Origin of the sequence: Frankia umida, from assembly GCF_023242945.1 — a bacterium.
Classification (GTDB): Bacteria; Actinomycetota; Actinomycetes; order Frankiales; family Frankiaceae; genus Frankia; species Frankia umida.
In genome coordinates this window covers 26327-38919 of the sequence record NZ_JALKFT010000006.1, presented here as the reverse complement: position 1 = coordinate 38919, position 12593 = coordinate 26327, and the positions used below count along the sequence as shown (strand labels likewise).

The window sequence follows — 12593 nt, the reverse complement described above, 5'->3', positions numbered from 1 at the left end:
CGACCGTATGACATCCGATGGCACGACAGCGCGCGGCGTGGCCCAGCCCATCACATCGCCAGCCCGACCCGGCGGCGCAGGAGGAAGCATGCAGGTCAGGAAGATCCTCATGGTGACGCCGAGGTTCTTTCCGGACATCGGAGGCATCGAGACCCATGTCTTCGAGACAGCCCGGCGACTGAACGAACTGCCCGATCTGCGCGTCGAGGTGCTCACCACCGACCAGCGCCAGGCCCATCTCCGAACCGAGACGATCGCCGGTGTCGCGGTCACCCGGGTGCCCGCCTTTCCCCGGGAACGGGACTACCTCGTCGCGCCGCGACTCGTCGCCGAGATGAAGGCACGCCGCCCCGACCTCGTGCACGTGCAGGGCGCGCACACGGCGGTTCCCGTCCTCGCCATGTCCGCCGCGGTCCGCGCGGGTGTGCCGTACATCCTCACGCCACACACCGGCGGGCATTCCTCCCGGGCCCGGCACAGCCTGCGGGCGTCGCAGTGGCGTGCGCTGGGGCCTCTGGTCCGCCGGGCACATCACCTCGTCTGCGTGGCGAGGTTCGAAGCCGAGATGTTCACCCGGCTCTGCCATCCCGATCCGTCGCGGGTCAGCGTCATCCAGAACGGCGTGGAGACGTTCTCCACCGCGGCGCCGATCCCGGACAACCGCGTGGTCGTGTCGGTGGGCCGCTTCGAGCGGTACAAGGGCCAGCACCGGCTGATCGCCGCGATGCCCGAGTTGTTGCGCCGGGAACCCCAGGCCCGGCTGGTTCTGATCGGACGCGGCCCCTACGAGGCGCAGCTTCGCCGGCAGGCGGCCGAACTCGGTCTCGGCGACCGCGTCGCCTTCCGGTTCATCCCGCCCACCGACCGCGAGGACATGAGCGCGGTCCTGCGAGATGCCCGGGCGGTGGCGCTGCTCAGCGACTACGAGGCCCATCCCGTCGCGGTGATGGAAGCGGTCGCCACCGGACGGCCGGTGCTGGTCAGCGCCACGTCCGGACTCAGCGAACTGGCCGAACGCGGTCTGGCCCGGACGGTGGCCGCCCCCGATGACGCGTGGGCGGTGGCGGGCGCACTGCACCGCGAGCTGACCCATCCCGTTCCCCCGCCGAAGCTCGCGCTGCCCAGCTGGGATGACTGCGCGCGGTCGTTGCGCGGGCTCTACCTGAACGTACCGGCGCCATGACGGTCAACGTCCCGTCCCAGCGGTCAGTTCGTTCCGACGTGGACGAATCTGGGCGCAGCACGTTGACGGCCACCACGGTGGCCACACCACCCACCGCCGCCCCGCCCGCGACCGGACCGTCCCCCGACCTGCTGGTCGACGCCCTGGCCGGCCCACTGGCCGAACCCGCGGAGACGTCCGCCTCGGTGGACCGGGCCGGACCGGCGAAGGGGGCCGGGGTCGACGGCGGCGCCAACGGTGCCCGCCATCGGCAGCGGTCGAGCATCCGGGTGATCCTCGCCATCGCCACCTCCGTGATCGGCACGCAGATCGTCACCTCGGTGCTCGGCGCCGGCTTCTGGGCCGCGGCGGCGCGTTCCTACCCCGCCGCGCAGGTCGGAGTCGCCTCGGCCACGACCTCGGCGATGGCCGTGCTCGGTGTGCTCGGCATGCTCGGCATGGGCACGTTGCTCATCATCGAGGTGCCCCGCCACGACCGGTCCGGTCAGCTCTGGCTGATGCGGGCCGCCCTGCTGGTCGTCGCGATCACCGCCGGCGTCCTCGGCCTGCTGTGGGCGGTGGCCGCCCGGTGGACCAGCGAGGCCATGCGGCCGTTGGCCGACAACCCGTTGACGATGCTGGTCTTCGTGATCGGGGTGGGGCTCACCGCCGTCACCAGTGTGTTCGACCAGGCCGTGCTGATCCGAGGTCGGGGCGGGCTGCAGTTCACCCGGAACCTGATCACCGCCGCGGCCAAGGTCGGCCTTGTGCTCGGCCTGGTCGCGCTCGGGGTGACCTCCGGGTTCTCCCTGTACGGCGTCTGGGTTCTGGCCATGGTGATCTCGCTGCCGGTGTGTGTCCTGGGACTGGTGCCGCCGGGGAGGCACACCCAGGCGTCCGGGCCGACCGGTGCCGGCTGGCGGTGGGGGCTGCGGGAACTACGCGGGCATTCCCGGTCGGCGTTCGGGCACCACGTGGTCAATCTGGCGTTGCAGGCACCTACCCTCCTGCTGCCGGTGCTGGCCGCGCTGACCGTCTCCGCCGAACACACGGCCTACTTCTCCAGCGCCCGGCTCGCCGCCGCCTTCCTGTTCATGCCGCCCTACGCCCTGGCCATCGCGCTCTACGCCGGAGCTCAGGGAGATATCGCCCGGGCCGTGGAACGTGCCCGGGTGACGTTGCCGCTGGGCATCGCCGTCAGCGCCGGGCTTTACGTCGCCGCGGCGGTCGTCGCGCATCCACTCCTGTCGCTGTTCGGCCGTGAATACGCCGATCGGGCCTACACACCGTTCCTGCTGATGGCACTGGCCGGCATTCCGCTGGTGGCGAAGGACCATTTCGTCGCCCTGTGCCGCACCGACGGCCGGATTCGACGGGCGGCGATCTTCGTCGCCTGCGGCACCGCGGCCGAACTCGGCTGCGCGGCGACCGCCGGTGCCTTCTACGGACTGAACGGTCTGGCGGCCGGGTGGACGGCCGCGGTCACGCTGCAGGCTCTTGCGCTGATCCCGGTACTGCTCAGATCGCTGCGCCGCCCCAGGCCCACCGCCCGCCAGACCCCGCTGTCCCCCTGACCCGCCCCCGCCGACCATCCGAGCGCCGAGCCGGTTCCGCCCGAACAGCAGACCAGAAAGGGTCCCTCACATGGACACCACCGTTTCCGTGGTGATCCCAGCGCATTCCGAACGGCGCTGGGACGCCCTGGTGGCGGCCGTTGAATCCGTCCAGGGCCAGAGTTCACCGCCAGTCGAACTCATCCTTGCGATCGATCACAACCAACGCCTTCAGGATCGCGCCGCCGCGGCCTTCCCGCGGGTGCGGGTGGTGGCCAACCGGGATCAGCGCGGCGCGTCCGCGACCCGCAACGCCGGTGTCGCGGCCGCCAGCGGTGCGATCATCGCCTTTCTCGACGACGACGCGGTGGCCGATCCGCACTGGCTGGCAACCCTGTGCGCGCCGTTGGACGACCCCGCGGTGCTGGGCACGGGCGGCGGCGTGCGACCGATCTGGCCCGGCCCGGCCCCCCGGTGGTTTCCCGCCGAGTTCGGCTGGGTGGTGGGGGCGAGCTACCGCGGGATGCCCGAGGTTCCCGGACCGGTGCGCAACGTGTGGGGGCTGAACATGGCCCTGCGCCGGGATCGTTTTCTCGCCGTCGGCGGTTTCCGGGGCGGCTTCGGCAAGCTCGGTGAACGGTCCCGGCCCGAGGACACCGAGTTCTGCCTGCGCGTCCGGCACGCGCACCCCGACGGTCACTGGCTTCACGTGCCGCAGGCGATGGTCGGCCACCAGGTGCCGGCGGACCGCGCGACAATGCGCTTCTTCCTGCGACGCTGCTGGCACGAGGGGCGGGGCAAGGCCGAGCTCGCCGCCCTGCTCGGCTCGGGCGACGCGACCTCCAGCGAACGGGCCTACGTCCTGCGCACACTGCCTCGCGGCGCCGGCCGCGAACTGCGCGGTGCCCTCACCGGCGACCTGGCCGGACTGGCCCGGTCGACGAGCATTCTCACCGGGGTCACGGCCACCTCGGTCGGAATGCTCGCCGGGCAGTTCACCGCTGCCCGGATGCGCGGTGCTCGCGGGCATCGCGGCGACCGGCAGCGGATTCCGGCACCGCGGCGGCCGGAGACACCTGCCGGCACGGGACGGGCCACGGCGACCCTTCCGACCGGGACGACCCTTCCGACCGGGACGACCACACACGGCCACACGGAGGCGCCGCGATGACCTTCGACAACGATCTCGACCGCATTCCGGGCCGGCGCCGGGATGTCACCGGAGCCGGCCAGCGACCGGCGCTGAACGCGCGCAACATCGCCGGTCTCCTGCGCTGGCTGTACCTGCGCCTGCGCTTTCGTAACCTGCGTACGGGACTGTTCTACCTCGGCCCGGGTTCGGAGTTCCGGGTGGAGGCGTCGGCCACCGTCCGGATAGGCTCCGGGGTTCGTTTCACCCGGGACGAAAGAGTCCACATTATCGGCACGCTGGAGATCGGCGACGGCGTCTTCTTCAATCGAGGCTGCCATCTTGTTGCCCACGAGAAGATCATCATCGGCGACTACACGCGCTTCGGCGCAATGGTCACCATCCACGACGAGAATCACATTCCAGCGCGGGACGAAAGGCCCTTCATCACTCGGGGCTTCGTCTCCAAACCGATTAAAATCGGACGAAACGTCTGGGTTGGCACCAAAGCCACCATCCTTCAGGGTGTGACGATCGGCGACGGGGCGGTGATAGCAGCGAACTCCGTGGTCACCCGGGATGTGCCGGCGTACACCATCGTCGGCGGCATACCAGCAAAGATAATCAAGGAGATCCCGGAGACCCCGGAGATACCGCCGGAACCGGCGCCAGCGCGGCCGGTGGCCACCTTGCCGGCTACCGTACCGACGCCTGCTCCTTCCTTTCAGGTCGCCGAATAATTACGTCCGAACCACCGACCCGGCCATCCACCGACTGCTACACTGAAACTGGCGTCACGATCACCCTCCGACGAGGGTGCACATCGGTAGCGAAAAGCTCCACGGTGAAAAACTCCACGGTGAAAAACTCCGCGGCCGATCGCGGGCCATCTGCAGAACGACATGACATCCGACTGGATATCATTCGGCCGGGTGCGTCAAAAAGGATGGCACCAGCACGCACCAACACGGTCATGACCTGCCGCGTCCGATGCGGCAGGGAATCTGCTTGCCAGTAGTCCCGGGGGGATGCGCGAGCCATGTTTTCACTCCTCTCCAGCCGTCCACTCAGACCCGGGGGCATGTGGTGACGCCGGAAGGACGGCCCACCGGGGTACATGCCGCGTGTGAGCTCGCCCGGTTCCGCATCCTTGTCGTCGGCGCCGGTCTGATCGGTACCTCGATAGGTCTGGCGCTGCGTCGACGCGGCGCCGACGTCCTGCTCGCGGATCACAACACCCAGCGGGTGGAGACGGCGGCCCGACGCGGCGCGGGCCGTCCCTGGTCGCCCGACGAACCGGGCACCGGCCCGCAGGGCACCACCGCGAGCCCGCAGGTCGACCACGTCGTGCTGGCCGTGCCACCCCGCCAGATCGGGCAGGTGCTGCTCGCCTGGCAACGTCTGCTGCCGAACGCGACGTTCAGCGACACCGCCTCGGTGAAGGTCCAGCCGCTGGACGACGCCAGGCGTCTCGGCGCCGACCTGACGTCCATGTGCGGGGCGCATCCGGTCGCCGGCGGTGAACGCAGCGGCCCGGAGGCCGCGGCCGGCGACATCTTCCGCGGGCAGCCATGGGTGCTCACTCCGCTGCCCACCACCAGCACGCTGGCCCGCGAACACGCCCGACTGGTGGCCGTCGGCTGTGGCGCGAGCATCGTCCAGCTCGACCCACCGACCCACGACCTCGCGCTGGGCTTACTGAGCCACCTTCCGCACGTCATCGCGAGCGCCGTCGCGGCCCGGCTCGCGCTGGTCTCCGAGGATGTCGTCAAGCTCGCCGGTCCCGGGCTGATGGACTTCACCCGGATCGCGGGCGCCAACGCCGACCTGTGGACCGACATCGTCGCGGCGAACGCCTCACCGATCGCGGGCCTGCTCACCGAGGTCGTCGCCGACCTGGTCAAGGTGTGTGACGCGCTCGGGGACGCACCGTCCAGCGCCATCGGTCATCCGGTCGTGGAGTCGTTGTTCCGGCTCGGAAACACCGGCCGGCACCGGCTCGAGTCCGCCCGGCCCGGCCAGGGCCTGCGGGCCACCGGCACCGGGCTGCTCCCGGCTCAGGCGGAACCCCCCGGACCCGAGAGCACCGCGGCGGGGGTGCCCATCCCCGTCCAGCCGACGGCCCGGCCACTGGGCGCCGACAGCGTGGTCGTCCCCGAAGCAGTCAACACCGATCTCAGTATGGCCACACAGGGTCACCGCCAGCCCGGTGACACCCTGACAGGCGGACGCGTGCGGACCGGAGGGCGCAATGATCCCTGACCCCGTGACCCAGGACGGCGGCATCCCCGCTCACTCTGACGAACACACCCAGGCCGAGCATGGAAGTACGGTGCACCGGCTGCTGCCACACCCGGCGCCGGTGCGCCTGCTCGACGAGAACGGCCAGCGGGTGGACGCACACCCCGACTACCCGCTGCCACCAGCCGCGGACCTGCTCGCCGCCTACCGCGCGATGGTGATCGGCCGTCGTTTCGACCGGCAGGCGTGCGTGCTCGCCCTGCAGGGACGCATCGCCGCCTTCCCCTCCTCCGAGGGGCAGGAGGCCTGCCAGGTCGGTGCCGCCCAGGCGCTGGCGAGCACCGACTGGCTGTTTCCGACCTACCGGGACAGCACCACGCTGCTGACCCGTGGCATCGACCCGATCGACGTGCTCGCCCCCGTACGCGGCCGCGTCCACTGCGGGTACAACCCCTACGACCATCGGTGCGCGCCGATGACGACACCGCTGGCCACCCAGGCGCTCCACGCGGTGGGACTGGCCGCGGCCGCCGCCCGCGACCACGAGCCGACCGTGGCCCTGGCGTTGGTCGGTGATGGCGCGACCAGCGAGGGCGACTTCCACGAGGCGCTCAACTTCGCCGCGGTCTTCCGGGCTCCGGTCGTCCTGCTCGTCCAGAACAACCGCTACGCCATCAGCGTTCCTCTGGCCCGCCAGAGCGCGGCCCCCGCTCTGGCCTACAAGGGTGTGGGTTACGGCGTGCGCGCCGAGCAGGTCGACGGCAACGACGTGGCGGCCGTGCTCGCCGTGCTGCGGGTCGCCGTCGAACGGGCCCGCGGCGGGGACGGGCCGATGCTGGTGGAGGCGCACACCTACCGGCTGGCCGCGCACACCACCGCCGACGACCCGAGCCGCTACCGGGATCCGGCCGAGACGGCCCGCTGGCGCACACGGGACCCGCTCGTGCGGCTTCGGACCTACCTGCGCACGGCGGGGCTGCTCGACGACCACGACGACGACGCGATCAGCGCGCAGGCGGAGGAGCTCGCCGCCGGTGTGCGTGCCGGCGTCGGCGAGCCGGCCGCCGGCGGCCCCGCGGATCTGTTCACCCACGTCTACGCGCAGCCCCCGGCCACGCTCGCCGAGCAGCGCCACGAGGCGGAGCAGGCCGCGTTCGCACGGCTGGACGTCACCACGGAACCGGCGTCGGGCGTCACCAGCGGGAGAGGTACCAGGCGATGAGCACCTCCGAAACCGGCCCACGGCAGACCGGTCCCACCGCCGCGCAGGCGCTCAACCGGGCCCTTCGGGACGCCCTGGCCGCCGACCCCCGGGTCCTGCTGCTCGGTGAGGACATCGGCGCGCTCGGCGGCGTGTTCCGGGTCACCGACGGTCTGGCGGCCCGGTTCGGCCCGGATCGGTGCGTCGACACCCCGCTCGCGGAGGCCGGCATCGTCGGATTCGCCCTCGGGATGGCGATGTACGGGCTGCGCCCGGTGGTCGAGCTGCAGTTCGACGCGTTCGCCTACCCCGCCCTCGAGCAGATCGTCAGTCACGTGGCGAAGATGGGCAACCGCACCGCCGGAGCCGTCCGACTGCCCATGGTGATCCGCATTCCGTACGGCGGCGGTATCGGTGCCGTGGAGCACCACTCCGATTCCAGCGAGGCGTACTACGCCCACACCGCCGGGCTGAAGGTACTCACCCCCTCGACCGTCGGGGACATGTACTCGATGCTGCGCGCGGCCATCGAGGACCCCGACCCGGTGATCTTCTTCGAGCCCAAGCGGCTGTACTGGTCGCGGGAGACGATCAGCCTGCCGGTGCGCACCGAGCCCATCGGACGCGCCGTGATCCGTCGACCCGGCCGGGACGTCACCCTCGTGGCCTACGGACCGACCGTGCCCCTGGCCATGACAGCCGCGACGGCCGCGGTCGAACGGGGCTGGTCGGTGGAGGTCATCGACCTGCGCTCCCTGGTTCCCCTCGACGACGAGACGGTGATGGCGAGCGTGCGCAGAACCGGACGTTGCGTGGTCGTGCACGAGGCCCAGGGCTTCGCCGGAGTCGGCGCGGAGATCGTGGCCCGGGTGCAGGAACGTTGCTTCCACTGCCTGGCCGCGCCCGTGCTGCGGGTGACCGGCTTCGACGTCCCGTACCCGGCACCGCGTCTGGAACGTCACCACCTGCCCGACGTGACCCGCGTCCTCGCGGCGTTCGACCGGTTGCAGTGGGAGGACACCCCCGACACCCGGTGGCTCACCGCGGCGCCACCCACCGCGGCGCCCGCGGTCGCCGTCGCGCCGCCGCTGGCCGCCCAGCGCCCGGCGGCGGAGCTGCCCCACGCCCGTACCGCGACCGATGCGGCGGTGACCGCGCGATGAGCGGTGCGGCCGCGGCCGCGGCCACCGACGGAGCACCACTCGTGTTCCATCTCCCCGACCTGGGCGAGGGCCTCACCGAGGCGACGGTGGTCCGCTGGCTGGTCCAGGAGGGTGATGTGATCGGCGTCGACCAGCCGATCGTCGAGGTGGAGTCGGCCAAGGCCTGCGTGGAGATCCCCAGCCCCTACGCCGGTCGGGTCCACATCCGACATGGCGCGGCCGGAGACGAACTGCCGGTCGGATCGCCGTTGGTGACGGTGCGACCGCTGGCGACCCGTCCCCTGATCGGCTTCGGCCCGGTCGAGGACGAGCCGACCATCACCGGCTCCCCCACTTCGGCCCCGCCCCCGGCCCAGGCACCGTCCCCGGCTCTGACGCTGGGCATCGGTCTCGTCCCGGGCGCGCACAACGGCGCGGGTGGCGAGGTGCGCGACGCGGCGGGCCCTCCTCGGGTGATCTCACCGCTTGTCCGGCGCCTCGCCCGCACGGCCGCGCTCGACCTCGCCGCGGTCTCGGCCACCGGCCTGGGTGGGATCATCCTGCGGGCCGACGTCGACCGCGCGCTGTGGCAGCGTGACCTGGCCGCCCACGGCCCGCAGGCACCCGCGGCCGAACCCACGCACCCCGTGGAACCAGCGTCATCCACCCGGGCGCGCCAGGTCGAGCCGCCCACCGCGGGCGCGGACGCGGACGTCGTGCGCATCCCGTTGCAGGGGCGACGTCGGGTGATCGCGGCGCGGATGTCGCGCAGTCGCCAGGAGATCCCCGAAGCGACCGCCTGGCGGGATGTCGACGCCACCGCGCTGCTCGCCGCGCGGGCGGCCATGAACAGCGCCCAGCCCGATCGGACGGTGAGCGTGCTGGGCCTGGTCGGACGCTTCTGCGTCGCCGGCCTGGCCCGCTACCCCGCGTTGAACGCGCACGTCGACACCGAGGCCGGCGAGATCATCCGGTTCGCCCGGGTGCACCTCGGCTTCGCGATCGCCGTCGAGGACAGTCTGACGGTCGGGGTCGTCCACGACGCGCAGGCCGCGAACGCGGTCCGGCTCACCAGCGAGATCCGCCGGCTCACCGACCAGGCCCGCGAACCCGGCCTGGGGGTGGCGGACCTGACCGGTGGCACCTTCACCGTCAACAACCACGGCGCGCTGGGCAGCGACGGGGCCGTCCCGATCATCAACCATCCCGAGGTGGCCCAACTGGCGATCGGACGGATCGCCGATCGCCCCTGGGTCGTCGACGGGGAGATCCTCCCCCGGAAGATCATGCAGCTGACGATGACCTTCGATCACCGGGCCTGTGACGGCACCCCCGTCGCGGGATTCCTCGCCTTCCTCGCGGGCTGCATCGAGGCGCCCCTGACCATGCTGGGAGAACTGTAGGGACGGAACGAAACCATCCGGCCGTTCTCCGCACCCCCCGTTTGTGGCGTTTCGCCCCGCCTGGCCAGCTCAGCGAGGTCGCACCGTATTCTCGAGGCCTGATGCGATGGACAAACAGAATGTGCGGCAAACGGACCCCGCGGCGCCACTTCGGCCGCTCGACGCTGTGCATGACGATTGTCGCGGCGGTTCTGGCGGCCCTGAGCGCGTGCATGAACGGCGCGCAGACCGCGTCCGGAAGCAGCAGCCCGGTTCCGGTCGGCACCGCCGATCCCAAGCGGCCGGCCAGCGACCCGATGGCGATCAGCGGCGGCGCCTCCGCGGCGCCCGGGGTCCCCGCCGCGGGTGCACCCACACCCGCGGCGGCCGGACAGACACCGAGCGTGCCCACGGGTTCGGCGTCCGCGCCGACCAGCACCGGGTCACCGGCCGCGACGGGCACCACCGCGGCCGCCGCGACCTCGTCGACCACCGCCGGCAGGCGCGTCTACGGTTTCTCCGCCGGTGATGTCAGCGACCTCAGCCCGGCGGCGTTGGACGCCCGGCTGGCCGCGATCGCCGCGACCGGCGCGACCTGGGTCCGCTTCGACGCGGCCTGGTTGACCGTCCAGCCGCAGGGGCCGCAGAACTGGAGCTGGGACACCTTCGACCGGGTGGTTCAGACGGCTCGCGACCATGGCCTCGGGCTGCTGCCGATCCTCGACGCGGCACCCGCCTGGGCTCGGGTGAGCGGCTGCACCAACATCGACTGCCCGCCGGCCCAGGTCGCCGACTTCACCCGGTTCGCGGCCGCCGCGGTGGCCCGCTACTCCCCGCTCGGAGTGAAGGTGTGGGAGATCTGGAACGAGCCGAACCTGGCGGTCGGCTGGGCGCCGAACCCGGATCCGAGCGCCTACGCCACGCTGCTGCGCCAGACCAGCGCCGCGATCCACGCCAGTGACCCCACCGCGCAGGTTCTCGTCGGTGGCCTCGGGCCGGCCCAGACCGGCGCCGGCCAGGTCGCGCCGGAGGAGTTCCTGCGGCGGGTGTACGACGTGGCCGGCGCCGGCGCGTTCGACGGCGTCGCGATGCATCCCTACTCGTTCCCCGCGCTGCCCTCGGACATCGCCCAGCTGTGGAGCGGATGGTCGCAGATGACGCTGCTGCGGGCGACGATGGTCGCCCACGGCGACTCGGCCAAGCCGGTGTGGATCACCGAGTTCGGTGCGCCCACCAGCGGACCGGGGGCGCAGGCGACCCTGGCCAACCGCCGGTACGCCGAACATCCCGACCACGTCGACGAGGACTTCCAGCGCGAGTCCGCGGCGAACGCGCTCGACCTGGTCGCGCGCACCTCCTGGATCCGCGGCTTCTTCTGGTACAACTTCAACGATCTCGGGACGAACCCGAACGACGCCGAGCATCACTACGGTGTCATCCGCTCGGACGGTGCGACCAAACCGGCCTACGACGTCCTGAGGTCGGGGTTCACCGCCGCCCGCTGACCCCGCTGACCCCGCCGACTGCGCTGGACCGTGCCGGCCCCGCCCCCGGTGCCGTCCGCACCGGCCCAGGCGGGCCGGCGCTCGGCGAGGGCCAGCTCGTAGACCCGCGCCACCCCCGCGGCGACGGCGGACGGGGTGAACTCGCCCTCCGCCGCCATCCGGGCCTGACCACCGGCTGCGATCTTCTCGGCCACCCCCGGGTCGCGCAGCACCTGGCTGATCGCCGTCGCCAGCTCGCCGGCGTCCGCGGGCGACACGACGAGCGAGTCGACACCGGACACGCAGACATCCGCCATCGCGCCGACCCGGGTGGTCACCACCGGCGCGCCGTGCGCCCAGGCCTCGAGCAGCACCAGCGGGAAACCCTCGTGCAGGGACGGCAGCACGAACACCGCCGCCTCCCGGTAGCCGCGCGAGAGCTGCGCCCGATCCCGGCGGCCCACGAAGTGCACCGATTCGGCGATGCCGAGCTCCTGGGCCAGCGCCGCCAGGTCCTCGCGCTGCGCACCGTCGCCCACCAGTTCCAGTCGGGCGTCGGGAACCTGGCGCACGACCGTGGCGAACGCGGACAGCAGGTAGACGAGCCCCTTGATCGGCTCCAGCCGTCCCACGAACAGCACCGTCCTGGCCGCAGCCGCCACCGGAGTCGGTTCCTCGTGGACCGCGAGGTCCGTCACGTCGATCCCGTTGGGCACGTAGGCCAGCCGGCGCCCCAGACGCAGCGACCGCAGGGCCGGGAACGAGGACGGGTCCATCGAGATGACCCGCCGGTACCGGCCCGCGACCAGCAGGGCGCTTTCGAGCAGCCGCTTGGCCTTCGGCGCCGTCGCCTTGCCCACCGTCGTCCCATGCAGCGTGATCACGGTCGGTATCCGCAGCATCCGCGCGGCCAGGCTGAGCGCGACCCCGAGGTCGACGGTGTGCACGTGGATGACGTCCGGCCGGACACGGCGCAGCAGGGCGGGGGCGCGCACCGCGAGCGCCGCCATCGTCAGCACCCGACGGGCGTTGAGGACGTCGATCTCCTGGGCGGTCAGCGCCGCCCCGAACTTGATCACATGCGGGGCGTCGCTGATCTCGGCGTTGCGGGAGGTCAGGATGACGACGTCATGGCCGGCGGCCCGCTGCTCGCGTTCCAGCCCGCTGACCACGAAGGCGTCCCCACCGGTCGCGTTCGGATAACGCTTGGTGACATGCAGGATCTTCACGGGGCACACTCCTTCGAGCTCCGGCGGACGTGACAGGACGGCGCGGAACAGGACGACACGGAACAGGGCT

Annotated in this window: 9 protein-coding genes and 1 pseudogene; 9 read left to right on the top strand and 1 reads right to left on the bottom strand. The window is 71.9% G+C overall.

The window, feature by feature from the left end:
• Nucleotides 1–88: 88 nt before the first annotated feature.
• The 9 genes and pseudogenes from MXD59_RS07905 to MXD59_RS07865 all read left to right on the top strand — a co-directional run bounded on the left by MXD59_RS07905 (nucleotide 89) and on the right by MXD59_RS07865 (nucleotide 11315).
• Nucleotides 89–1183 carry a glycosyltransferase family 4 protein gene (locus MXD59_RS07905; RefSeq protein WP_248824112.1) on the top strand — a complete coding sequence of 365 codons (1095 nt, stop codon included), beginning with the start codon at nucleotides 89–91 and terminating at the stop codon, nucleotides 1181–1183.
• Between the two features lie 38 nt (nucleotides 1184–1221).
• The gene (locus MXD59_RS07900; RefSeq protein WP_248824111.1) at nucleotides 1222–2736 is read left to right on the top strand and encodes a lipopolysaccharide biosynthesis protein; all 1515 of its coding nucleotides are present in this window, start codon (nucleotides 1222–1224) and stop codon (nucleotides 2734–2736) included.
• A 70-nt stretch (nucleotides 2737–2806) separates the two neighbouring features.
• Nucleotides 2807–3886 (top strand): glycosyltransferase family 2 protein, encoded by a 1080-nt coding sequence (locus tag MXD59_RS07895; protein WP_248824110.1) that lies wholly within the window; start codon nucleotides 2807–2809, stop codon nucleotides 3884–3886.
• Between the two features lie 437 nt (nucleotides 3887–4323).
• Nucleotides 4324–4473, top strand: a pseudogene (locus MXD59_RS27745) (DapH/DapD/GlmU-related protein); the annotation flags it as partial.
• 454 nt (nucleotides 4474–4927) lie between these two features.
• Complete coding sequence (locus tag MXD59_RS07885) at nucleotides 4928–6106, top strand: prephenate dehydrogenase/arogenate dehydrogenase family protein (protein ID WP_248824109.1); 1179 nt, start codon at nucleotides 4928–4930, stop codon at nucleotides 6104–6106.
• Nucleotides 6107–6110: 4 nt separating this feature from the next.
• Nucleotides 6111–7307 (top strand): thiamine pyrophosphate-dependent enzyme, encoded by a 1197-nt coding sequence (locus MXD59_RS07880; RefSeq protein ID WP_248824108.1) that lies wholly within the window; start codon nucleotides 6111–6113, stop codon nucleotides 7305–7307.
• Entirely contained in the window at nucleotides 7304–8449 is a 1146-nt protein-coding gene (locus MXD59_RS07875) for an alpha-ketoacid dehydrogenase subunit beta (RefSeq protein ID WP_248824107.1), read from the top strand. The genes MXD59_RS07880 and MXD59_RS07875 overlap by 4 nt, the downstream gene beginning before the upstream one ends.
• Nucleotides 8446–9831: a dihydrolipoamide acetyltransferase family protein gene (locus MXD59_RS07870; protein WP_248824106.1), complete on the top strand. Its 1386-nt coding sequence runs from the start codon at nucleotides 8446–8448 to the stop codon at nucleotides 9829–9831. Before MXD59_RS07875 ends, MXD59_RS07870 begins: the two co-directional genes overlap by 4 nt.
• Nucleotides 9832–10001: 170 nt before the next feature.
• Complete coding sequence (locus MXD59_RS07865; protein WP_248824105.1) at nucleotides 10002–11315, top strand: cellulase family glycosylhydrolase; 1314 nt, start codon at nucleotides 10002–10004, stop codon at nucleotides 11313–11315.
• Here the strand turns inward: MXD59_RS07865 and MXD59_RS07860 are convergent.
• Entirely contained in the window at nucleotides 11276–12523 is a 1248-nt protein-coding gene (locus MXD59_RS07860) for a glycosyltransferase family 4 protein (protein ID WP_248824104.1), read from the bottom strand. The genes MXD59_RS07865 and MXD59_RS07860 overlap by 40 nt on opposite strands.
• Nucleotides 12524–12593: the final 70 nt, after the last annotated feature.

Excerpts from the sequence above, each read along its gene's own strand:
- MXD59_RS07875 (WP_248824107.1), top strand. The coding sequence starts at position 7,304 with ATGAGCACCTCCGAAACCGGCCCACGGCAGACCGGTCCCACCGCCGCG.
- MXD59_RS07870 (WP_248824106.1), top strand. The coding sequence starts at position 8,446 with ATGAGCGGTGCGGCCGCGGCCGCGGCCACCGACGGAGCACCACTCGTG.
- MXD59_RS07865 (WP_248824105.1), top strand. The coding sequence starts at position 10,002 with ATGACGATTGTCGCGGCGGTTCTGGCGGCCCTGAGCGCGTGCATGAAC.
- MXD59_RS07905 (WP_248824112.1), top strand. The coding sequence starts at position 89 with ATGCAGGTCAGGAAGATCCTCATGGTGACGCCGAGGTTCTTTCCGGAC.
- MXD59_RS07895 (WP_248824110.1), top strand. The coding sequence starts at position 2,807 with ATGGACACCACCGTTTCCGTGGTGATCCCAGCGCATTCCGAACGGCGC.